Source organism: Thermonema sp., assembly GCF_026003375.1.
GTDB lineage: Bacteria > Bacteroidota > Bacteroidia > Cytophagales > Thermonemataceae > Thermonema > Thermonema rossianum.
On record NZ_BPHD01000002.1, the window covers coordinates 91,397 to 112,593 of the forward strand.

General features: G+C 49.3%; 16 protein-coding genes. 9 read left to right on the forward strand and 7 right to left on the reverse strand.

Features of this window, described 5'->3' with window-relative positions:
* Window positions 1-21 precede the first annotated feature (21 nt).
* The 5 genes from tsaB (at window position 22) to QVE43_RS05500 (ending at window position 7,975) form a co-directional block, all read left to right on the forward strand.
* Window positions 22-714 (forward strand): tRNA (adenosine(37)-N6)-threonylcarbamoyltransferase complex dimerization subunit type 1 TsaB, encoded by a 693-nt coding sequence (gene tsaB, locus QVE43_RS05480; RefSeq protein ID WP_288004980.1) that lies wholly within the window; start codon window positions 22-24, stop codon window positions 712-714.
* Complete coding sequence (locus tag QVE43_RS05485) at window positions 711-1,223, forward strand: DUF2480 family protein (RefSeq protein WP_038032266.1); 513 nt, start codon at window positions 711-713, stop codon at window positions 1,221-1,223. The genes tsaB and QVE43_RS05485 overlap by 4 nt, the downstream gene beginning before the upstream one ends.
* A gap of 8 nt (window positions 1,224-1,231) precedes the next feature.
* Window positions 1,232-2,233, forward strand: coding sequence for a YpdA family putative bacillithiol disulfide reductase (locus QVE43_RS05490; RefSeq protein WP_288004983.1), 1,002 nt, complete (start codon window positions 1,232-1,234; stop codon window positions 2,231-2,233).
* Window positions 2,196-5,519: a PAS domain S-box protein gene (locus QVE43_RS05495; RefSeq protein ID WP_288004985.1), complete on the forward strand. Its 3,324-nt coding sequence runs from the start codon at window positions 2,196-2,198 to the stop codon at window positions 5,517-5,519. The genes QVE43_RS05490 and QVE43_RS05495 overlap by 38 nt, the downstream gene beginning before the upstream one ends.
* 80 nt (window positions 5,520-5,599) lie before the next feature.
* Complete coding sequence (locus QVE43_RS05500; RefSeq protein WP_288004987.1) at window positions 5,600-7,975, forward strand: RND family transporter; 2,376 nt, start codon at window positions 5,600-5,602, stop codon at window positions 7,973-7,975.
* An 87-nt stretch (window positions 7,976-8,062) separates the two neighbouring features.
* Here QVE43_RS05500 and purQ read toward each other — a convergent pair whose 3' ends face one another.
* Window positions 8,063-8,755 (reverse strand): phosphoribosylformylglycinamidine synthase subunit PurQ, encoded by a 693-nt coding sequence (gene purQ / locus QVE43_RS05505; protein WP_288004989.1) that lies wholly within the window; start codon window positions 8,753-8,755, stop codon window positions 8,063-8,065.
* A gap of 94 nt (window positions 8,756-8,849) precedes the next feature.
* Here purQ and QVE43_RS05510 point away from each other — a divergent pair, with 94 nt between their 5' ends.
* From QVE43_RS05510 to QVE43_RS05520, 3 genes are read left to right on the forward strand one after another with little or no spacing between them, the layout of a single operon-like run.
* Window positions 8,850-9,725, forward strand: a complete 876-nt coding sequence (locus QVE43_RS05510) for a YicC/YloC family endoribonuclease (RefSeq protein ID WP_288004991.1) — start codon at window positions 8,850-8,852, stop codon at window positions 9,723-9,725.
* A 56-nt stretch (window positions 9,726-9,781) separates the two neighbouring features.
* A complete protein-coding gene (locus QVE43_RS05515; RefSeq protein WP_288004993.1) occupies window positions 9,782-10,846 on the forward strand; it encodes a hypothetical protein in 1,065 nt (354 codons plus the stop codon).
* A gap of 4 nt (window positions 10,847-10,850) precedes the next feature.
* A complete protein-coding gene (locus QVE43_RS05520) occupies window positions 10,851-15,857 on the forward strand; it encodes a C25 family cysteine peptidase (RefSeq protein WP_288004995.1) in 5,007 nt (1,668 codons plus the stop codon).
* Here the strand turns inward: QVE43_RS05520 and QVE43_RS05525 are convergent.
* On the reverse strand, window positions 15,842-16,015 hold the full coding sequence (locus tag QVE43_RS05525; RefSeq protein ID WP_169737649.1) for a DUF5522 domain-containing protein: 174 nt from the start codon (window positions 16,013-16,015) through the stop codon (window positions 15,842-15,844). The genes QVE43_RS05520 and QVE43_RS05525 overlap by 16 nt on opposite strands.
* 156 nt (window positions 16,016-16,171) lie before the next feature.
* Here QVE43_RS05525 and QVE43_RS05530 point away from each other — a divergent pair, with 156 nt between their 5' ends.
* Window positions 16,172-16,591, forward strand: coding sequence for a hypothetical protein (locus QVE43_RS05530; RefSeq protein WP_288004998.1), 420 nt, complete (start codon window positions 16,172-16,174; stop codon window positions 16,589-16,591).
* A gap of 56 nt (window positions 16,592-16,647) precedes the next feature.
* Here QVE43_RS05530 and QVE43_RS05535 read toward each other — a convergent pair whose 3' ends face one another.
* The 5 genes from QVE43_RS05535 to QVE43_RS05555 form a co-directional block, all read right to left on the reverse strand.
* Window positions 16,648-17,835: a class I SAM-dependent rRNA methyltransferase gene (locus QVE43_RS05535; RefSeq protein WP_288005000.1), complete on the reverse strand. Its 1,188-nt coding sequence runs from the start codon at window positions 17,833-17,835 to the stop codon at window positions 16,648-16,650.
* Window positions 17,835-19,046: an NAD(P)-dependent oxidoreductase gene (locus tag QVE43_RS05540; protein ID WP_288005002.1), complete on the reverse strand. Its 1,212-nt coding sequence runs from the start codon at window positions 19,044-19,046 to the stop codon at window positions 17,835-17,837. The genes QVE43_RS05535 and QVE43_RS05540 overlap by 1 nt, the downstream gene beginning before the upstream one ends.
* Window positions 19,047-19,251: 205 nt before the next feature.
* A complete protein-coding gene (locus QVE43_RS05545) occupies window positions 19,252-19,470 on the reverse strand; it encodes a YtxH domain-containing protein (RefSeq protein WP_051633338.1) in 219 nt (72 codons plus the stop codon).
* 56 nt (window positions 19,471-19,526) lie between these two features.
* Window positions 19,527-20,426, reverse strand: coding sequence for an ACP S-malonyltransferase (gene fabD / locus QVE43_RS05550; protein WP_288005005.1), 900 nt, complete (start codon window positions 20,424-20,426; stop codon window positions 19,527-19,529).
* A gap of 120 nt (window positions 20,427-20,546) precedes the next feature.
* Complete coding sequence (locus tag QVE43_RS05555; RefSeq protein WP_038032298.1) at window positions 20,547-21,197, reverse strand: outer membrane lipoprotein carrier protein LolA; 651 nt, start codon at window positions 21,195-21,197, stop codon at window positions 20,547-20,549.

Below are 21,197 nucleotides of genomic sequence, written 5' to 3' on the forward strand. Positions count from 1 at the left end.
TAACTGTTTACTTCCAACACTATGATTTTAAGTATAGAAACCGCCACCGACGTTTGCTCTGTTGCGCTGCATAACGAAGGGCAACTGCTTGCTTCCTTTGCACTTCATTTGCCTCAAGCACACGGCAAGCATTTGGCATCACTCATAGACAAACTGAAACAAGAGCTATCGCTCGATTTACGGCAATTGAGCGCCATTGCTGTTTCCAAGGGACCCGGCTCTTACACCGGCCTGCGCATAGGCGTAGCCACTGCCAAAGGGCTTTGTTATGCTTTGCAGAAGCCACTGATAGCTGTCAATACGCTTGAAGCCATGGCTTACAGCGCGCGCCAATACAACCTCATACAAGATGCCTGGATATGCCCCATGATTGATGCCCGCCGGATGGAAGTGTATTGTATGCTCATAGACCACCGGGGCAAGGTGCAAAGCCCCACCGAAGCCAAAATTATAGACAAAGACAGCTTCAGCGAACTTTTATCTGAAAGATACGTTATCTTTTGTGGGAATGGCATGCCCAAGTGCCGCTCTTTGCTTGAAAAGCGTGAACGGGCACTTTTCATGGACCATGTGGTGCCACACGCCGAAGCCGTAGGTGCTTTGGCATGGCAACGCTTCCAAGAAGGGGCTTTTGAAGATGTTGCCTATTTCGAGCCTTTCTATTTGAAAGACTTTATTGCCGGCAAGCCCAAATCAAAAATCAACCCACAATGAAAGAAGAACCGATTGTCAATCGTGTAGCACGCAGCCCGCTTGTGAGCATAGACCTGCAGGAATTCTATCCGGAAGGTGAATGTGTTTGGCTCGACATAGCCCCGCAGCTCTTTCAAGGCATGGTGTTGCGGGAAAAAGATTTTCGCGAATACGTAAAAAGTGAAGACTGGAGCCGCTATGAAGGCAAAAATGTGGCAGTAGGTTGCAGTACCGATGCCATTGTGCCTGTATGGGCTTATATGTTGCTGGCCACATCACTGGCTCCTTATGCACGCTATGTTACCTACGGCACCCTCGAAGACCTGCAGCGCGAGTTATGGCAGCAGCAAATCGACACCATCACCCCCCAAGCCTATCAAGACAAAAAGGTGGTGGTAAAAGGATGTGGCGAAAAACCCATTCCTGAATATGCCTTCACCTTGCTGGCGGCACGTCTGCAGCCCTATGTAAGCAGTTTGATGTATGGTGAACCATGCAGTACGGTGCCCATTTACAAACGAAAAAAATAAGCACATACATGGCCGACTTATATGACCTTATCATCATCGGTGCGGGACCATGCGGGCTGGCCTGTGGCATTGAAGCGCACAAAGCCTCTCTGCGCTACCTCATCGTGGAACAAGGCAGCATAGCAGAGTCTATCCGCCGTTATCCCGTGCATATGCGTTTCTTTTCCACTGCCGACAACATCAGCATCGGCGGCATTCCATTTGCCATTGCCGATGCCAAAGCCAACCGCAGCGAAGCCCTGCAGTATTACCGCAAGGTGAGCGAGTACTTTCAGCTGCACATCCGGCTTTATACCCGCATCGAACGCATTGAGCTGCAAGGCGATTCCTTTGTTTTGCATACACACCGCGGCGAACAGCTCCACAGCCGGGCAGTAGTGGTGGCCACCGGTTATTTCACCCGTCCACGCCTCCTGCAGGTAGAAGGCGAAGACCTGCCACATGTATCGCATTACTACAAAGAGCCTTTCGAGTATGTGCATCAGCGCGTGGTCATCATCGGCGGGGGCAACTCTGCCGTGGAAGCCGCCCTTGATCTCTATCGCCACGGCGCCAAAGTGCACATGCTGGTGCGCGGGCAAGACTTCAAACCTACTGCCAAATACTGGCTGGTGCCCGACTTGAAACGACGCATTGCCGAAGGGCATATACAAGCTTCGTTTGGATGCCAAGTGCAACGCATCACCCCCACCATCGTGGAATATACGCAGCAGGGGCAAGTGCACCGCCTACCCGCCGATTTCGTGCTGGCGCTCACCGGCTACCTGCCCGATGACAGCCTGCTCCGCCAGGCAGGCGTGAAGGTGGACAATGAGCTGGTACCTCAGCACAACGAGCATTTCGAAACCAACGTAAAAGGCTTGTATGTGGCGGGCACTGCCATTTGTGGCATACACACCGAAAAAGTGTACATAGAGAATGGGCGCTTGCATGCCCCCGTGATTATAAAACACCTAAGCCGACGTTTGCAAAATGAATCTACAATCGGCACCCAAAGAAGTGCTCATTGACTATATCCGCCAACTGGAGCAGGAAGTCGCTTTTTTAAAAAAAGACCCGGAAGGCATTTACAAAGAGCTGCAGCGCACCAATGCCGCCCTGCTTGACCTGTTCGACAATGCACACGATTTGATATTTGTGATTTCCCGCTCCGGCGAATTCTTGTTTTACAACCGGGCCTGCCGCGAAAAGCTGGGCTACACACAAGAAGAGTTGCAAAAGTTGCGCATTCAAGACCTCATTCATCCGCAATATAAGCACGAGACCTACCAACAGGTGTTTGCCCAAGCGCGGGAAGGGGCTCCCTACCGTCTGCCTTTTCACACGGCACTGATGCACAAAAGCGGCAAAGTGGTTTATTTGGAAGGGCATATCAGCTTGCGTTATGAGCAGAGCCGCATTGCAGCCATCCGGGGCATCCTGTACGACGTGACCGACCGCGTGAAAGCAGAGCAAGCCCAAAACCTGTACAACAGCATTGCCCGCCTGGCTATTGAAAGCGACAGCATGCGTGAGCTGTTTCGCAACATACACATAGAGTTGAGCAAGGTGATGGAAGTAGAAAACTTTTACATCACCCTTTATCACCCGGAAGAAAACACGCTCACTTATCCCTACTACGTGGACCAATACGCCCCGGAAAATGCCCTTGCGGGGCGCCGCCCCATCGGCAAAGGACTGGTAGAGTATGCCTTGCGCCAAGCCAGACTGGTAGTACTCAACAAGCATAAAATAGAAGCACTTATTGAAGAAGGCGAGCTGGCACTAAGCAACCGGCAAATGGTGCCTTTGGTGTGGGTAGGCATTCCTTTGCGTACAAAAAAAGGAACGCTGGGCGTCCTCTCGCTCAAATCATACCGCAATCCGCATGCCTACACGCAACAAGACCTGAAACTGCTCGAATTCATTTCGGGACAAGTGGCCGTGGCTGCCGAACGTAAGCAAACCGAAATGCAACTGCGCAACCAAACGGCACGCCTGCGCGCCATCTTTGAAAGCGGCTCGCACATCATGTGGACGGTCAACCGCAAGCGCCAATTCACTTCTTTCAATCAAAATTATGTGCGCACGCTGCAAGAGCAATATGGCATCACCCCCAAGCTCTATGAATACCCCAAAGAGCTGAAAGAGCTCATGCGGCAAGAACAAGTGGACCTGTTTTGGAAAGAAAAATTCAAACAGGCATTTGAAGGCAAGGCGCTGCATTTTGAAATGACCGTCAAGGACCTGAAAGGCAACGTGCGGTGGCGTGAAATCTATTTAAACCCCATTCCCAACGACGAAGGCGAAATTGAAGAAGTATCAGCCATTGCCCATGATATTACCGAAAAAAAGCTTTCAGAGATAGCCCTCAAGGAAAGCGAAGAAAAGTTCCGCACCATCTTCGAATCTTTCCAGGATATTTACTATCGTTCCGACCTCAAAGGGCGTATTCTGATGATTAGCCCCTCCATCAAAGAGTTGGGCGGCTATGAACCCGAAGAGCTGATAGGCAAACCCGTAACCAGCTTCTATACGCGCAATATAGACAAGCGCTCGGCTTTCAGAGCCATACGCGAGCTTATGCGCAAAGGGCGTCTCAAAAACTTTGAAATAGGTTTGCGCCGCAAAGACGGCACCGAAGTGGAATCTATTTCCAACATACGCCTGCTTTACAACGAGCAAGGCAAGCCTTATGGTATTGAAGGCGTGGTGCGCGACATTACCGAACTCAAACGGGCTTCCGAAGAAGTGATGCGTGCCAAAGAGTTGGCAGAACATTCGCTGCGCGTCAAGGAAAACTTCCTTGCCAACATGAGCCACGAGATACGCACGCCCATGAATGGCATCATCGGCATGATAGACCTGCTCGACAGCACCCCTCTAAGCCCCGAGCAGCGCGAGTATGTAAACATTCTGAAGGAATCGTCTGAAACCCTGCTCAACATATTGAACGACATCTTGGATTTGTCCAAGATAGAAGCCGGCAAGATGCAACTGCGCCCCCGCGCTTGCTCCGTGCATTCCATCGTGGAACGTGTGCACCACCTATTCCTCCCCCGGGCGCACCACCGCGGCAATCAGCTGCGTTTCCGCATCGATGAAGGTGTGCCGCCCTATGTGGTAGCCGACGAAACCCGCCTGGTGCAAGTGCTCAGCAACCTGGTAAACAACGCCATCAAGTTTACCGAGCAAGGTAGTATCGACATTGTAGTGAAGGTGCTGGAAGAACAAAAACAACAGCTCACCCTTTACTTCGAAGTGAAAGATACCGGCATAGGTATTGCCCCGGAAGACCAAAAGAAGCTGTTTCGCACCTTCAGTCAGTTAGACACCTCCACCAAAAAAGCTTATGCCGGCACCGGCTTGGGCTTGGCCATCGCCAAGCAGCTGGTAGAGTTGATGGGGGGCAGCATCGGTTTGCACTCCACACCCGGGCAAGGCAGCCGTTTCTTCTTCACCATACGTGTGCGCAAACACAACCAACCGCTTGCCACACAGCACCAAGACCCCATGCACCGCCTCTATGACATCTTAAAAAAACGGCGCCCGCGCCTGCTGGTGGTTGACGACAACGCCGTAAACCGTAAGGTAGCCGCCGAAATACTGCGGCGCGCCTACTGCCACGTGCAACTTGCCGAAGATGCACGCAAAGCGCTGGAGCTGGTGCAAAGCCAAGACTTCGATTTGATACTCATGGATATTCAAATGCCTGAAATAGATGGCATTGAAGCCACTCAAATGATGCGCGATTTGCGCCACGACCTGCCGCCCATTGTGGCAATGACAGCCTATGCCATGCCCGAAGACCGCCAACGCTTCTTGCAACTGGGCATGGACGATTACATAGCCAAGCCTTTGCGCGCACAGCAGCTTTTACAAAAAGTAGTGGACCTTACCACGCTCTCGCCGCCCGCACCGGAAGAAAAAGGTGCCCCCCGGCAGGCACTGCCCACGCCACAAGGCACCCACTTGCCGGTACTCGATGAAGAAGTGCTTGAACAACTGAGCAAATACGGCGGAAAAGCCATTGTGCAGGCAAGCCTGACTGAGTTCATAGAAGAAAGTCAAGGCATGCTTGATGACTGTTTTCGCTTGCTCAAGCAAGAAGACTACGAAGGCATCCGCAAGTTATTGCACACGCTGAAAGGCACTTCGGGCACCTTAGGGGCAGCCCGCTTTGCACAAGCCGTTACCGAAACCGAAACTCTGATGAAAAAAGAAGTGCCGCAAGACCTGAAAGAAAGGCTTTTGCTTTTTGTGGATTTGCTGCAGCAGGTGCGCGATGCCTGTCGCAAGCGCTTCGGTTTACAGTGATTTTACGTAAATTGCCATCCCTTTAAAGAAGGAACAACACAGCTTTTTCTTTTTTGTCTTTTAAAATTTTATCAACATTTATGTGGTCTAAGCTTGCACGATTCATCTTGGTTTATCGCCTCCCCCTGTTGATTGTCATTTTGCTGCTTACTGCCTTTATGGGCTATATGAGCCGGGGCGTCGAGCGTGCCTACGATTATGCTGCCGTCGTGCCCGACAAGGACCCTGACATGCAGTATTTCAAGCTCTTCAAACAAAAATATGGTGAAGACGGCAACATATTGGCTATAGGTATCCACGACAGTAGCATTTATCAACTGGATAACTTCCGGGCATGGGCAAAGCTGGCGCAACAGCTGGAAGGCATCCGGGGCGTTGAGCGTGCCGTTTCCATAGCCCACCTGCAGTATCTGTACAAAGACACTGCCGACAAGGTCTTCCGTTTCCGCCCTATTTTCGAGCCGATGCCCCAAACCCAAGCCGGGCTTGACAGCCTGCTGGCATTCACCCGCCGGCTGCGTTTTTATCGTGGACAGATATTCAACGAAGCAAGCGGCGCCACTGTGTTGCTGGTGTCCATAGATAAACAAGTGCTCAACACGGCCTACCGCGAAACCGTCATACGCCACATAGAAGATGCTTGTAAAGCCTTTCAAGAGAAAACCGGCATCGAAATTCACTATGCAGGTCTGCCTTATGTGCGTTCGACCATGGCAACCAAAGTCACCGATGAGTTGAATTTGTTTTTGATTCTTTCGGTGATAACCACCGCCGTCGTATTGTTTCTTTTCTTCCGTTCGTTCAAAGCCGTTGTTTTCCCTCTGATTATCATCGGTATCATCATCACATGGACGTTGGGCTGGATGGGCATCCTCAACTATAAAATCACTTTGCTCACAGGGCTGCTGCCGCCCATCCTGGTTGTCATAGGCATTCCTAATGCCGTGTATATGCTCACGAAGTATCATCAAGAGTTCAGAAAGCACGGCAACAAAATATTGGCATTGATGCGCGTGATTCAAAAAATAGGTGTGGTCACGCTCATTACCAATACCACCACCGCAGTAGGCTTCGGTGTGCTCATGTCCACCAACATTGCTATTTTGCGTGAGTTTGGTGTGGTTGCCAGCATCAATATCTTTTGCACTTTCCTGCTGAGCATTGTTTTAATTCCTGTCTTTTTCTCTTATCTGCCCGAGCCCAAAAGCCGCCATTTGCGCCATTTGGACGGACGCATGCTCAACGGGCTCATCAACACTTTCACGCATTGGGTCACGCATAAGCGCTTGTATATTTACACCTGCGTAGTGGTCTTGGTAGCGCTTTCTATTTATGGCACTTACAAGATACGGGCGGTTTCTTATATGGTCGATGACATCCCCGAGCATAGCCGGTTACGCCAAGATCTCGCTTTCTTCGAAAAGCAGTTTAAGGGTGTCATGCCTTTGGAAATTGTGGTGAATACAGGCAAGCCGAAGGGCACGCGCAGCTACAGCAAGCTGAAAAAAATAAACGAATTTCAGGCATCGCTCGACAGCATAGGCATTTCGCCCCCTTCGCTCTCCATGATTACCTTTCTGAAAGCTGCCCGTCAGGCTTTTTATAACCAAGATACCGCTTATTATGCTTTTCCCACAAAGCGAGAGCTCCCTTTCTTGATGCGTTATCTGAAAGGGGAAGAAGACAAATCGGCGCTTACACGCAGCTTTATCGACTCTACCGAACAAGAAGTGCGTATCTCCATGAAAATTGCCGACATAGGCTCCATACGCATGGATTCGCTCATTCACCGGGTCATAGAGCCTAAAATTGAACGTTACTTGCCCCAAGAAGCAGGCTTTGAAGTGCATGTTACGGGCACCACGCCCATTTTCATCAAAGGCAACAGCTATTTGATTCGCAATCTGAAACAAAGCATCTTGTTGGCCTTTGCCTTGATAGCCGTTATTATGGGGCTTTTGTTCCGCTCCGTGCGCATGGTGTTGGTGTCGGTCATTCCCAACTTCATTCCCCTGCTTATCACGGCAGGCATCATGGGCTGGTTCGGCATTCCACTCAAGCCCAGTACGGCGCTGATATTTAGTATTGCCTTCGGCATTGCCGTTGATGATGCCATTCACTATTTGGCACGCTTCCGCAGCGAGTTGTTTAGCCGGCGCGTGAGTGTGCGCGAGGCGGTGGTGATAAGCTTGCGCGAAACAGGGCAAGGCATGATTTATACCTCCATCATTCTGTTCTTTGGTTTTGTGATCTTCGTAGGTTCCAATTTTGGCGGTACCGTAGCATTGGGGCTGCTCACTTCCCTGACCTTGTTCACTGCCATGCTTACCAACTTGATTCTGCTGCCCTCGCTCCTGCTTAGCTTCGACAAATATGACCGGCGCCGCTTGGCATGGGCTGAGAGCTACGACGAAAACAAAGAACCTGAAGCATCAACACCTTCGGAAGCAAAATAAGCCCCTTGCAAAGGCCTTCATAATCAAAAAGCGGAAGTACCCGGGTACCTCCGCTTTTCTTTATGAAACAAAGTGTTCGTCCATCATTTACACTGCCACATGCTCCAATATGCTTTCAAAGAAAGCACGTCCGTCGGTATTTTTGAGCAACTCATCGGCAGCGCGCTCCGGATGGGGCATCATGCCAAAAACATTGCGCTCTTTGTTACAAATACCTGCAATATTCAGCATAGAGCCATTGGGGTTGGCTTCCTCGCTTACCTTTCCCTGCGCATCGCAATACTGAAACAATATCTGGTCGTTATCCCGGATGCTTTTCAGCATGTCTTTGGGCGCATAAAAACGCCCTTCGCCATGCGCAATCGGTATTTTATAGGCTTTCTTTTGCGACAGGCCGGCCGTCAAAATGGTGTTTTGTGTGGCCGGCTTGATGTAAACATTTTTACAGATATAGCGCTGATTCAGGTTGCGCAACAAAGCCCCTTCGAGTAGCCCCGACTCTGTCAAGATTTGAAAGCCGTTGCAAATGCCCATGACATAGCCTCCACGCTTGGCATGGCGGATGACTTCCTGCATGATGGGCGAAAAGCGCGCAATAGCTCCCGCCCGCAGATAGTCACCATAAGAAAACCCACCGGGCAGCACGACAAAATCGACCCCTTGCAAATCTGTATCTTTGTGCCAAAGCTTGACGACCTTCTGCCCCATTACATGGCGCAGAGTATAAATCATATCTTCGTCGCAGTTTGAGCCGGGAAATACCACTACTCCAAATTTCATTTCTCTTGAATTTGTTGTTAAATTGATGGCAATTTAGGGCTTTTTCCGTGTTTTTTAAAAAACCAAACAAGTCATTTTTTAAACATTCATTCATATGCTATTATCCATGACGGGCTATGGGCGTGCCGAGTACCAAGACGCCCATCTTTACATCAAAGTAGAAGTAAAAACACTGAACTCCAAGTACCTGGACCTCAACCTGCGCAGTGGGCGCCTGCTCAACAGCAAAGAAATAGCACTGCGCAACCTGATTCAGCAAAAATTGGTACGCGGTAAGGTGCAGATGAGTATCGACTTTGAACGCATCGACTTGGAAAATCCGCTTCAGCTCGATGAAACCTTAATCACCCGGGCCTATCGCCAATTAGAAGCCCTTGCCGACCGTCTGCAAGCCGACAAACAAGATCTTTTACGCCTGGTGATTCAGAAAACCGAAAACCTCAACAAACAGGAAGAAGACAGCCTGCGTGATGAAGAGTGGCAGCAACTGCTTGCCGTTGTAGAACAAGCCATTGAGCAATGCACACAGTTCCGGCGCCAAGAAGGCGAAGCGCTCAGCCGCCAAATCAACGACGAACTGGATAGAATAGAACACTACTTGCAGGAAATCAACACCTTGGACCCACAGCGCATACAACACATACGCGAGCGTATTCAAAAGCACCTGCAGGAAATTGCCCAGAACGACCACTTCGACCCGAATCGCTTCGAGCAAGAAATGATTTACTACATCGAACGTCTCGATATCAGCGAAGAAAAGGTGCGTTTGCAAAACCACCTGCAGTATTTTCGTAAATTGATGGGCAGCGCTGAAAGTCAAGGGAAAAAGCTTAACTTTCTTTGCCAGGAAATAGGCAGGGAAATCAATACCATTGGCTCTAAAGCCAATGATGCGCAAATTCAGCAGTATGTAGTGCACATGAAAGATGCCCTCGAACGTATCAAAGAGCAGGTGCAAAACATACTGTAAAGCGCCGGTGGCTACGCTCATTTACTTATTGCCGTCCCGAAGAATAAAGAAATGATATGCTTCGAAGATTTGTATTTCTGCTGCTGTGTTCTTTAAGTGGAAGCGTGGGAATTGCCCAAAACACGCCAAAGTACAGCAACGAGTTTTTGAATATAGGTGTAAATGCGCGGGCCATGGCGTTGTCGAATGCACAAACCGCCACCGTATCTGATGTAACCGCCGGTTATTGGAATCCTGCCGGTCTGATGCACACTTCATATCAATATGAAGGGGCGCTTACACATGCCGAATATTTTGCCGGCATCGCACAGTACGATTATATGGGCTTCACCACGAACATAGACAGCAGCAGCCGCCTGGGCGTTTCATTGATTCGCTTCGGCGTGGACGACATCCCCGATACGCGCTTCATTTACGATGCCAACGGTGCCATCAACTACAACAACATACGTTATTTTTCAGCTTCAGACTACGCCTTTCTGCTTTCCTATGCCAAAAAAACAAGCGTGGAAGGCTTAAGCTGGGGAAGCAATTTCAAAATCATTTACCGGCAAGCCGGCGACTTTGCCACCGCCTGGGGCTTTGGCTTGGACATGGGCATGCAGTACCGGCGCGGACAATGGCAGTTTGGCGCCATGGCGCGCGACATTACGGGCACCTACACCACCTGGAGCCATAATGTGGCATTGCTTTACGATGTGTATGCCCAAACCGGCAATGAGATTCCCAAAAACTCGGTGGAAATCACCCTGCCCCGCTTGCAGGTGGGCATTGCACGGCAGTTCCGGTGGAAACAGTTCGGCATATTGCCCCAAATCGAGTTGCCACTCACCTTTGATGGCATGCGCAACACTTTAATACGCAGCCACACCGTATCCATAGACCCCTCACTGGGCATTGAGCTGGACTATCAAAAAATGGTGTATGTGCGTTTTGGTGCCGGCAACTTTCAGCAAATCAAAGACTTTGACGGCAGCCGCTCGTGGACCTACCAAATCAATTTTGGTGCCGGCTTCCGCCTCAAACGCTTCACCATAGATTATGCCCTTACGGACTTGGGCGATAATGCCGAAGGTTTGTATTCTCACGTCTTTTCACTCAAAGCAGGCTTTAACAAATAACATCATGATACAGTCGGCAATACAACATCTTATCCGGTGGTTCCTCTTCCTTGCGCTTCCCTTCTGCCTGCAAGCGCAATATGGCAATGAATGGATCAATTACAACCAAAGCTACTGGAAGCTGAAAGTGGTACAAGACGGCTGGTATCGCATAAGCAGTGCCGAATTGGCTGCTGCCGGTTTTCCTACAGCAAGCATAGACCCACGTAAAATACAGCTCTTTCATCGTGGCCAAGAGATGGCTATCTACGTCAGCGGCGAGCAGGACGGCAGCTTTGACAGCGGCGACTACATCGAGTTTTACGGAAGAAAAAATGACGGCACCAACGATGCCGAACTGTATTACCCCACCCTCGCCAACCACTTGAACCCTTACTATAATTTGCACAGCGACACCAGCGCCTATTTTCTCACCTACCGTCTGGACGCCGGCAATGGCAAGCGCATTACACAAAACAACCTGCCCAATAGCGGCTATTCTTCGCTTCCTTATGGCTGGGCAGAAAGTCTGCAGGTACCTGCCGAGCAGTGTTCACCCGGCAGAAATTATGTTATCACGGGAAGTTATGTATTCATCAGCAGCTACGACGTAGGCGAAGGATGGGCAAGTACACCTATCAATGCGGGCAGCAACCGTGTATTTAGCTTTACTATTCAAAGTGCGGCCTATGGTGTGTCCGATAAGCCCACCCTCGAAATAAAGCTTGTCAGTCGAAGATATTACACCAGCACACTCAGTATCGATGTGGGAAGCGGCGGAAGCTATCGCACCATAGGCAGCTTGAATGTAGCCAACTACACCCCCAACACTTTTACCCAAACACTCGAGTGGAGCGACTTCCCCGGAAACAACGGCACCTTCAATGTGCGTGTTCGCAATACTTCTACCAACGGCACCAGTGCTTCGGTAGTATATGTGCGCCTGCGTTATCCCAAAAGCTGGGATGCTCAAAGCAGCGAGCTCTATTTTGAAGTACCTGCACAAGCAGCTGCCTCTACCGTTACCCTCAATAATATTCCTGCCGGAAGCCGTTTGTTTCACATTACCGACCCTTACAATATAGAAGAGTTTGTGTTGAATGCCGGCACTGCGGTCTTGCCTGCCGCCGGCTCTGCCCGCAAATTTTTTCTACAGAACAATACACTCAACATAGCCGGTGTGGAGCCGGCAAACTTCGTACAAATCAACCCTTCGGCTTATAATTACCTTATTGTATCGCACCCCCGGCTGATGCAACCGGCCGGCGGATACAACGACCCCGTAGCAGCCTACGCAGCCTATAGGGCTTCGCCCGAAGGGGGAAGTTATGCCCCATTGGTAATGAGTATCTACACACTGTATGACCAATTTAACTACGGCGAAACCAGCCCTTTGGCCATCCGCCGTTTTGCACGCTATATGTACGACAACGGAAACCCGGATTTTCTCTTTCTCATTGGTGAGGGCGTCACCCTTCCTTTTCGCGATGCTGCATTCGGCAACGTATCCACAGCTTTGAACATACGTAGCAACCCTGCTGATTTTGCACGAAACTTGATTCCCACTTGGGGCTACCCCGGCTCTGACCTGCCCTTTACTGCCGGCTTTGACCCGGCCTATCCCTATGCACCGGCTATTCCCACGGGGCGCATCAGTTGCAAAAGTGCAGAGGAAGTGGCCGCTTACCTCGACAAAGTGAAGGCGCATGAAAGTACAAGTTGTGCATACTGGCGCAAGCGCCTCATTCACCTGAGTGGGGGCGTCAGTGTGAGCGAGCAAAACGCTTTCCGCTCGTTTGTCGATTTTTATAAAAGCATTGCCGAAGGTGATTATCTGCATGCTGAAGTAAAGACAGTATCCAAGAAAAGTACAGAAGCCGTTGAGTTTATCAACATAGCGGAAGAAGTGAACCGGGGCGTAGCCTTAGTTACTTTCTTCGGGCACTCTGCGGCCACAATTACCGATATAGATATAGGCTTTGCCTCTGTTGACGGCAACGGCTATCGCAACCAAGGCAAATACCCTATGATTTTAGCCAATGGCTGCAGTCTGGGCGATGTGTACTCTGCCAAGACGACCTTAGCCAATGACTGGCTTTACACCCCCAACCGGGGGGCTATTGCCTGGAAAGCCAATACCTCGCTGGGCGGCGCAGCCTGGTTGCACAATTATTCTACCCGCTGGTATAGCATCGCTTTTGCACAAGATGTATCATTCAGTGACCCGGTAGGCAAAATAGACCAATACGTGGCACAGAGCTATGGTCCGGGGCTTGGTCCCGGTATCGACTTGGCACATGTGCAGCAAATGACTCTTCAAGGCGATCCCGCCCTGCGTCTGATTGGTCCCAACCTGCCTGACCTGTGTACGCAAAATGCATGGCTTTCGCTGGAGTCTTTTGACCAAGGTGCGCCTGCGGCTCAAAGCGACTCGCTGCGCTTAAAGCTGGTAGTTGCCTCGGTAGGGAAGCACAGCAATCAGAACTTTTCAGTAAAGGTAACCCGCACTTTCCCCGATGGCAGTACACAGGTCTTCTATCCCATACAAAAATATGGACCGGTAGAGCGCTTCGATACCCTCAGCATCACGGTCTATCAACCGGAAGACATCAACACGGCCGGCTTGAACCGCTTTGAAGTAGAAATCGACGGCTTATCGGAAATCGAAGAGTTCAACGAAAACAACAACATCGCCGTGTTGGAATACAACCTGCCGGGCATTGCAGTCATTGCCCGTTTCCCGGCCGAGTACAGCATTGTTTCACAACAACCTGTCAAGCTGATTGCCCAAGGAAGCAACCTGCTGGCCAACAATGCTGCCGAAGTAGTTTTTGAAATAGATACCACCGCCTTTTTCAACAGCCCTGCCAAACAAACAGCTACCCGCCCACTACAAGGTGGCACGGCTAGTTGGGAAGTCAACCTGCTGACCGACCAATACCCCTCCGACAGCTTGGTGTATTTCTGGCGTGTAAATTTGGCCAATGCGGTATCGAACCCCAATGCCCTATGGAGTGAAAGCTCTTTTACCTACATCAAAAACAGCCCCGAAGGATGGGCACAACGTCATTTCTATCAATTCAGAAAAAGCATAGACCAACAGATAGAAAAAGACTTTGGCAGCCGGCAATGGAAATTTGCCCAGGTAAACAACACCATCAAAGTACAAACCTATGGCGCTGCCCATCCCGACGTAAACAACACCTCGCTCTATATCAATGATTTTGGTATTGTTTTCAACTATCCTAACAACACCTGCGCCAACAACCAGCTGATAGTCATGGCTATTGATGCCGAAACTAAAAACCCCTATGTGCTAAGCAGCCATGGTTTGTGCGGGCGCGTTCCCGGCTATGTCAGCTCTTTTACGGATGCCGACCTGCAAGCAGGCCTGTTACAAGCCTATGTCAACACCTTGCCCGTGGGCGACTATATCGTGGTATTCAGTAAAGGGCAGATAACTACGGCCGGCTGGCAAGCCGCACAAAGCGCCTTGCTGCAGGTGGGCGCTTCTCCGGCGCAAACGGCTACCTTACAAACCGGCCACCCCTATATTCTTATCGGACGGAAAGGGGGCAGTGCCTTGGCAGAAGTTATTTCTTCTTCCATTACCAACCCAACCGGCGATGCCATCAGTGCAGAGGTGCAACTTGGTGGTGGTTTCAATAGTGGTACTGTTACCTCTTCCCTCGTTGGTCCTGCTGCCCAATGGGGGGCTGTTTTCTTTGAATGGCGTTCAAAAGAAAGCCCTGTCACCGACCAAACCACCATCGATGTTATCGGCGTACGATTCAATGGGCAGGAACAACTGTTGTTTTCCAATGTGTTCAGTGGGCAAGACCTGAGCAGCATCGATGTAAACACCTACCCTTATTTACGCCTGCGCATGAACACCAAGGATGAAACCAATCAGACGCCTTCACAACTAAGACAGTGGATTGTTCGTTACCAAGGTGTTGCTGAAGGATTCTTAAACATAGAAGCCGCCGGCGGGGCTGCCACCTACCAAATCCCCGACAAACTCGAAGGGGAGCCGCTCAGTATTCCTTTTGTCTTCGAAAACATTTCTGAACGATACTTTGAAAGCGACTCACTGGAAGTAGAATACACTCTTCAAAACAGCACTTTAAACAAAAATGCTACCTACACATTTAAAATAAAGGCGCCTGCCCCCAAACAACAAGAGAAGTTCAGCATTCATATTCCTACCGAGCAATGGGCAGGCAGCAATAAACTCAAAGTGTATGTGAACCCGCAAAAGGTAGCCGAACAGTACTACGATAACAACCGCCTCGACCTTGAATTTAAGGTATTGGAAGACAACAAAAACCCAAACCTTGAAGTAACTTTCGATGGCATCCGCATTATGAATGGCGATATAGTATCGCCCAACGCACTCATTCGCGTGCGCCTGCACGACGACAACCCCTATTTCATCAAACAAGATACCAGCGGCATGACCCTTGAACTGCGCCGCCCTTGCGAGGGCTGCACCTTCGAGCGCATTTATTTTTCTAATCCACAAGTACAATGGACTGCCAAAGAAGGGGAGTTTGTCGTAGAGTACCAGGCACAAGATTTGGAAGATGGCGTGCATGCCCTGCGTGTGCAAGGCACCGATGCCAAAGGAAATGCAGCAGGCACACAGCCCTACGAAGTAGAGTTTGAAGTCGTCAACGAATCCACCATTTCGCACTTTTACCCTTACCCCAACCCTTTCTCAAGCAACTGCCGGTTTATATTCACCCTTACGGGCAAAGAGGTACCCGAAGAAATAAAGATTCAAATCATGACAGTTACCGGAAAAGTAGTCAGGGAAATCACGCAGGATGAAATAGGACCCATTCATATTGGACACAATATCACCCAATACGCATGGGATGGCACCGACGAGTATGGCGACCGCCTGGCCAATGGGGTGTATTTATACCGTGTGCTGGTGCGTCTTCATGGAAAGATGGTGCCCCTGAGAGCAACTGCCGGCGACCGGGCTTTCAAAGAAGGCTTCGGCAAGCTTTATATTTTACGTTGAGTCGCTTTTCTAAAGCCATAAGGACAATGCTTACATCCGTTTTTGCAGCAATACCCTCGCTTGCGTAAATAATGTTCGGTAAGCACCATAAAACCCTGCTCATTAAAATAATAATCAATGCCCTCCTGCAAAGGGGGGCTTTTTTTGTGTCTTTTCATTTTGCTTCCCACTCCTTAAAAAAACAACAAAATTGGAATTTATTAAAAAACAATAGAAAAATAGCAAAATATTATTACACCCACGATTCACAAGCCAAATTTTTGTATAACTTGAGGAAGATTTTTTACAAACTTTAAGTAGGGAAAATTTTTCTTATGGAAACTATTTATGAAAGCAAGTATCAACGGGTTCTCTACAATCCGGAGCTCAATATCTTTGAAGAGATATGGCTTCCGGAAAGTGAGTACATGAATGATGACATTTACAAGCAGGAATTCCGCGACATTCTGAAGGCGGCACAGCCTTACCGGGGCAAAACAGACAAAATATTTATTGACGCCGTCAATGCCATGTATGTGGTTAGTCCGGAATTGCAAGAATGGCACAATCAAAATGTATTTGCCAAGTTGATAGAAATGGGGGTTACCCGTTTTGCCGTGTTGCTGAGCAAAGACCTTTTCACACAGGTATCTTACGAACAGACTTTTGAAGAAGCAGAAGATGCCGGTTTCCTCATCGAATACTTCGACGATCGCGAGCAAGCCCGCCAATGGCTTCTCGAGCAGCACGCATAATCAATCCGGCACCTTACAAGGATTGCAAGCAGAGTGCTCCGGCACCCTGCTTTTTCTTATTCTACGTACAACACCAACCCTTTGAGGTACTCCCCTTCCGGGTGATAAATATTTACGGGATGGTCAATGGGCTGCGTGAGCTGGTGAAGGATGCGCACGTCACGTCGCGCGTCGGCTGCACCGGCAAATACCGCCTTGCGGAACATGTCTTTGTCTATGTTGCCGGAACACGAAAAAGTAAAGACCAAACCACCGGGCTTTATTTTTCTAAATGCCAACAGGTTGAGCGCTTTGTATCCACGCATGGCATTGGGCACAGCACGCGCATTCTTGGCAAAGGCCGGCGGGTCCAGTACTATGATATCATAAAAATGGTCAGGTGTTTGTTTTTCAAGGTATTTGAAGCCATCCATGGCAAAAGAGGCATGCTTTTCCTGTGGCAATTCGTTCAATGCCACATTACGCGCCGCCGTTTCCAGAACTGCCGGGGCAATATCTACCGAGTGAACGAGCTCCGCACCATGTGCCAGTGCATATACGCTAAAACCACCGGTGTAGCTGAATGTATTGAGCACCCGCATACCACGGCTGTAACTTCCCAATAAGCGACGGTTATCGCGTTGGTCCAAGAAGAAGCCGGTTTTTTGTCCTCGTGCCACATCCACGATAAAACGCAAACCGTTCTCTTTAATTTCCACTTCCGGGCTTCCGGGTGCAGCCGCATACCACCCTTCCTCCAAGTTTACTTGTTCGATGCGCTGTGCTACCTCTTTGACATTGAGATAAATAAAGCGGACGCCATAAGAAAGAAGCACCTCTGCCAAAGCAGGCAACAGATGCTCCACGCCTTTGATAAGGACCTGAACAACAGCCACCTCATGATACACATCCACTATCACGCCGGGGAAGCCATCCCCTTCGGCATGAATCAAGCGGTAAGCATTGGTATGGTCACTGATGACAAAACGCCGGCGCAGACGATAAGCATCCGCTACTTTCTGCTGCCAGAAAGCTGTGTCTATAGTGCATAGTTCCCGGCTAAAATGAAAGATGCGGCATGCTATTTGGCTTTGGGTAGAGTAAAACCCATAGCCCAAACGTTCTCCATGGTAGTCTTGAATTTCTACAATTTCACCATTGCCGGCTTCTACGGTTTCTGCTATGGCACCCGAGAATATCCAAGGGTGGCGATGCAACACGGCTCGTTCCCGCCCCTTTTTCAGTTTCAAAACCGGATATTTCATCAGCTCTTTCCTTCTACGTAATCCTGTAAATATGAATAGCGGGGTGTCAGCTTGCCATCTTTGGCAATGGTAGCCCGCGCAAGTACCTCCTCCTTGTCTCCGTTCATAAAGTGGGGGAAAACATTTTCTATGAACTGCCTGCCAAAAGAGCGTGAGGCATCCAAGGGCAGTTCGCAGGGCAGGTTATCCACTGCCATCACTGTCACAAAACGCTCATTGCTAAAGGGGGCACGCTCTTTACCGGTAAAGGGGTCGAAGTCATATACCGGCGACTCAATAGTAGTAGCGCGGATGGTAGAAGGCACCGAGCCCCGTATATCGCAAGTGATGTCGGCAATGATCTTAATTTTGAATGCCGGTGACTGCATGTCGTCTACCGTAAACAGCGGTTCGGAACGCGGGTCCCAGAAATGCCCTGTAATGAGCATGTCTGCCGTAAGGGCATATTTCAAAAAGTCGCTATGAAAACGTTCCGGATGAGAATAGAACTCCTGCTCATCGAAATAAACACCTTCGTTGGGTGCGTAATAATCCCGGGATGCCAGCTGGGCATAAACGGGCTCCTCAAAGGTTTGCCCTACGAACTCTTGCGGGCTCACTTTTCGAATACCTGCCGCATCCAACACTTCTGCCGCTCCATTGCCCACACGTCCGCGCCCGGTGAGGGCTATTTTGTAATTGGCAGGCAGCTTTACCTTTTTCAACTCCTTTTTCAATTCTTCGTAATCTTTGCAGGTATAAGCTCGCTTCAGTTCGTAAGCACCAAAACGTTTGCCATAGGTCCACAAGGCATTGTAAGCCCCCACGATGCCGGCAAAGCGCCCGAAGGCAATCAGGCGGTTGCCGGCTTCATCTGTCAGGCATTCGAAGTCAATCAGTGTAATATTTTTTTGCAAAATGGTTTGTAGCAGCTTGCGGTTGTAAGGCTGTTTTTTGATGGTGTGCGAGAAAAACATATAGGTTTTCTCCGGAATCAGGGCATCGACGGGCACTTCCTTCACACCTAAAAGCAAGTCTGCCACGCTGATGTCGTCCACGACCGGCAAGCCGGCTTTTTCATAGTCTGCATCAGGCACACAGCGCACCTGACTCTTTTCTACATATATTTGAACCTCCGGATAACGTTCTTGCAAAAGCAGGCATTGCTCCGGCAATAAAACAACACGCTTATCCGGGGGTGTTTTTCCTTCTCGTATCAAACCGATTTTCATAGGAAATACCTTTTAAACAAACTGCTTACGCAGCAGGGGTTTTCAAAGGTGCGAATTTAGTACAAAGATGGCAAAGAATATAGGAAAATTACAATTTTATTTGGCTTTTTTATAAACAGATATCCGGAAATACCCAATAAACAAAAAAGCAAACCACCGGTGGATGATGGTTTGCTTTTGTAAAAGTCACGTTACCGGCCGGCCATTATTTTTTCGAGGCAGGTGTATATTTTTCAGCCAGCTCCGTCACTTTATGAGACAGTTGGTTTACCTGCTCCTGCAAATCATATTGCAAATCCTTGGCTTTGTTTTTCAAGCGGCGACGGGTTTCGGAACCACTGTAAGGCGCAACCAGAATACCTGCCATAAAGCCGACAGTTGCTCCTGCCAAAAAAGATACAAGAAGAGAAGTTGTTTTACTCATAGTTATTGTGTTTTAAGAGTCTATCGAGGTTTTACCACTCTTTGTATCTGCAAAAATTATGCAATAGCTGCACTTTCTGTCTGCACCTCCCGCACTATTTTTTTCACCAGTCCTTGCAATACCTTACCCGGTCCGCACTCCACAAAGTGCGTAGCCCCGTCACGATGCATGTTTTGCACGCTTTGTGTCCAGCGCACGGGGGCTGTGAGCTGTGCAATCAGGTTTTTTTTGATGGTTTCTACCTCGGTGGCAGGCTCTGCATTTACATTTTGATAAACAGGGCAAACAGGGGTCTTAAAAGGCGTTTCTTCAATGGCAGCCTGCAACTCTTGGCGTGCGGGCTCCATAAGCGGCGAGTGGAAAGCGCCACCCACTTGCAAGACCAAAGCACGTTTGGCACCGGCTTCTTTCAAGCGCTCGCAAGCACGATTGACCCCCTCTACCGTACCGGAAATAACCAGCTGTCCGGGGCAGTTATAGTTGGCAGGCACCACCAAAAAAGCATCGCCTTCGGCACTCACTTCCTCGCATATTTTTTCTACCACGGCATCCTCCAAGCCTAAGATGGCTGCCATAGTGGAAGGCTGCTGCTCACAGGCTTTTTGCATGGCTTCGGCCCGCTTGGCCACCAAGCGCAGGCCGTCTTCAAAGGCAAGCGCCCCTGCTGCCACTAAGGCAGAAAACTCACCTAAGGAATGCCCGGCTACCATATCGGGGCGAAAATCGGGCAGCAAGCGTGCCATCACCACTGAATGAATAAAAATAGCCGGTTGCGTTACATTGGTCTGTTTGAGCTGTTCTTCAGTACCTTCAAACATAATATCGGTAATACGAAAGCCCAAAATATCATTGGCTTTTTCGAAAAGCTCTTTGGCTTCGGCATTGCTTTCATAGAGTTCTTTGCCCATACCGGGAAACTGTGCGCCTTGTCCGGGAAATACGTATGCTTTTTTCATTTTTTCCATTTATTTTAGTATTTAACAATGGGTAAAGATAAGAAAGGCTGCCCGAATGATACAAAAAAAGACCTTGGCTTTCACCAAGGTCTTTTCGGCCATGCGGTATAGCCAAGCATATCAGCGCAAGTCAACTACTTCTACCCCCGGGTAATCGGCAGGGTTGAAGGTGAAGTATTTGTCATCTACTGCTACATTGAACTCCAAGCGCGTGAAGGTGTATTTATAACGGTTTTGGTTCTTTTCAAATATCTCGAAGCTTTTGATGGAATGAGTAGCTTCATTGATGACCAGGCGAATTTTGAAATGATTTTTGTTTCTGTCGATGGGCTGCAGGTCAATGACATTGTATATTTTGCCACGCTCGGCTATGCGCTCCACCCAAATGTATTTGTAGTCGCGTTTGTAAAGTGTAAAGATTTTATCCGGTGTAATTTCCGATTCGTCGGGCTCATAGTCCGAAATATTCACCTCGTTGGTCTCTTTCAGATAAGTCCACAGCGTGGTTCCGTTGTTGATGACTTCCTGCTCGGGCAGTATCAGGCGGTACTTATCGCCTTTCATCACAAAAACGCCTTCGGTTTTTTCATATACATTGTGCACCGGGTTGCGCATCTCGTAGGTAAAGTAAGCCCGCAGGGCTTCTACGTTCTTGTATTTTTCCTCTACCTTTTGCAAAATCTCTGCGGCTTTTTGCTCGTAAGCGGTTTGTGCATAGCTGCTCCAAGCTATCACAAAGGCAAGACACAGGAATAGGCTTTTTTTCATCAT

Excerpts from the sequence above, each read along its gene's own strand:
- tsaB (WP_288004980.1), top strand. The coding sequence starts at position 22 with ATGATTTTAAGTATAGAAACCGCCACCGACGTTTGCTCTGTTGCGCTG.
- QVE43_RS05485 (WP_038032266.1), top strand. The coding sequence starts at position 711 with ATGAAAGAAGAACCGATTGTCAATCGTGTAGCACGCAGCCCGCTTGTG.
- QVE43_RS05490 (WP_288004983.1), top strand. The coding sequence starts at position 1,232 with ATGGCCGACTTATATGACCTTATCATCATCGGTGCGGGACCATGCGGG.
- QVE43_RS05495 (WP_288004985.1), top strand. The coding sequence starts at position 2,196 with ATGAATCTACAATCGGCACCCAAAGAAGTGCTCATTGACTATATCCGC.
- QVE43_RS05500 (WP_288004987.1), top strand. The coding sequence starts at position 5,600 with ATGTGGTCTAAGCTTGCACGATTCATCTTGGTTTATCGCCTCCCCCTG.
- purQ (WP_288004989.1), bottom strand. The coding sequence starts at position 8,755 with ATGAAATTTGGAGTAGTGGTATTTCCCGGCTCAAACTGCGACGAAGAT.
- QVE43_RS05510 (WP_288004991.1), top strand. The coding sequence starts at position 8,850 with ATGCTATTATCCATGACGGGCTATGGGCGTGCCGAGTACCAAGACGCC.
- QVE43_RS05515 (WP_288004993.1), top strand. The coding sequence starts at position 9,782 with ATGCTTCGAAGATTTGTATTTCTGCTGCTGTGTTCTTTAAGTGGAAGC.
- QVE43_RS05520 (WP_288004995.1), top strand. The coding sequence starts at position 10,851 with ATGATACAGTCGGCAATACAACATCTTATCCGGTGGTTCCTCTTCCTT.
- QVE43_RS05525 (WP_169737649.1), bottom strand. The coding sequence starts at position 16,015 with ATGAAAAGACACAAAAAAAGCCCCCCTTTGCAGGAGGGCATTGATTAT.
- QVE43_RS05530 (WP_288004998.1), top strand. The coding sequence starts at position 16,172 with ATGGAAACTATTTATGAAAGCAAGTATCAACGGGTTCTCTACAATCCG.
- QVE43_RS05535 (WP_288005000.1), bottom strand. The coding sequence starts at position 17,835 with ATGAAATATCCGGTTTTGAAACTGAAAAAGGGGCGGGAACGAGCCGTG.
- QVE43_RS05540 (WP_288005002.1), bottom strand. The coding sequence starts at position 19,046 with ATGAAAATCGGTTTGATACGAGAAGGAAAAACACCCCCGGATAAGCGT.
- QVE43_RS05545 (WP_051633338.1), bottom strand. The coding sequence starts at position 19,470 with ATGAGTAAAACAACTTCTCTTCTTGTATCTTTTTTGGCAGGAGCAACT.
- fabD (WP_288005005.1), bottom strand. The coding sequence starts at position 20,426 with ATGAAAAAAGCATACGTATTTCCCGGACAAGGCGCACAGTTTCCCGGT.
- QVE43_RS05555 (WP_038032298.1), bottom strand. The coding sequence starts at position 21,197 with ATGATGAAAAAAAGCCTATTCCTGTGTCTTGCCTTTGTGATAGCTTGG.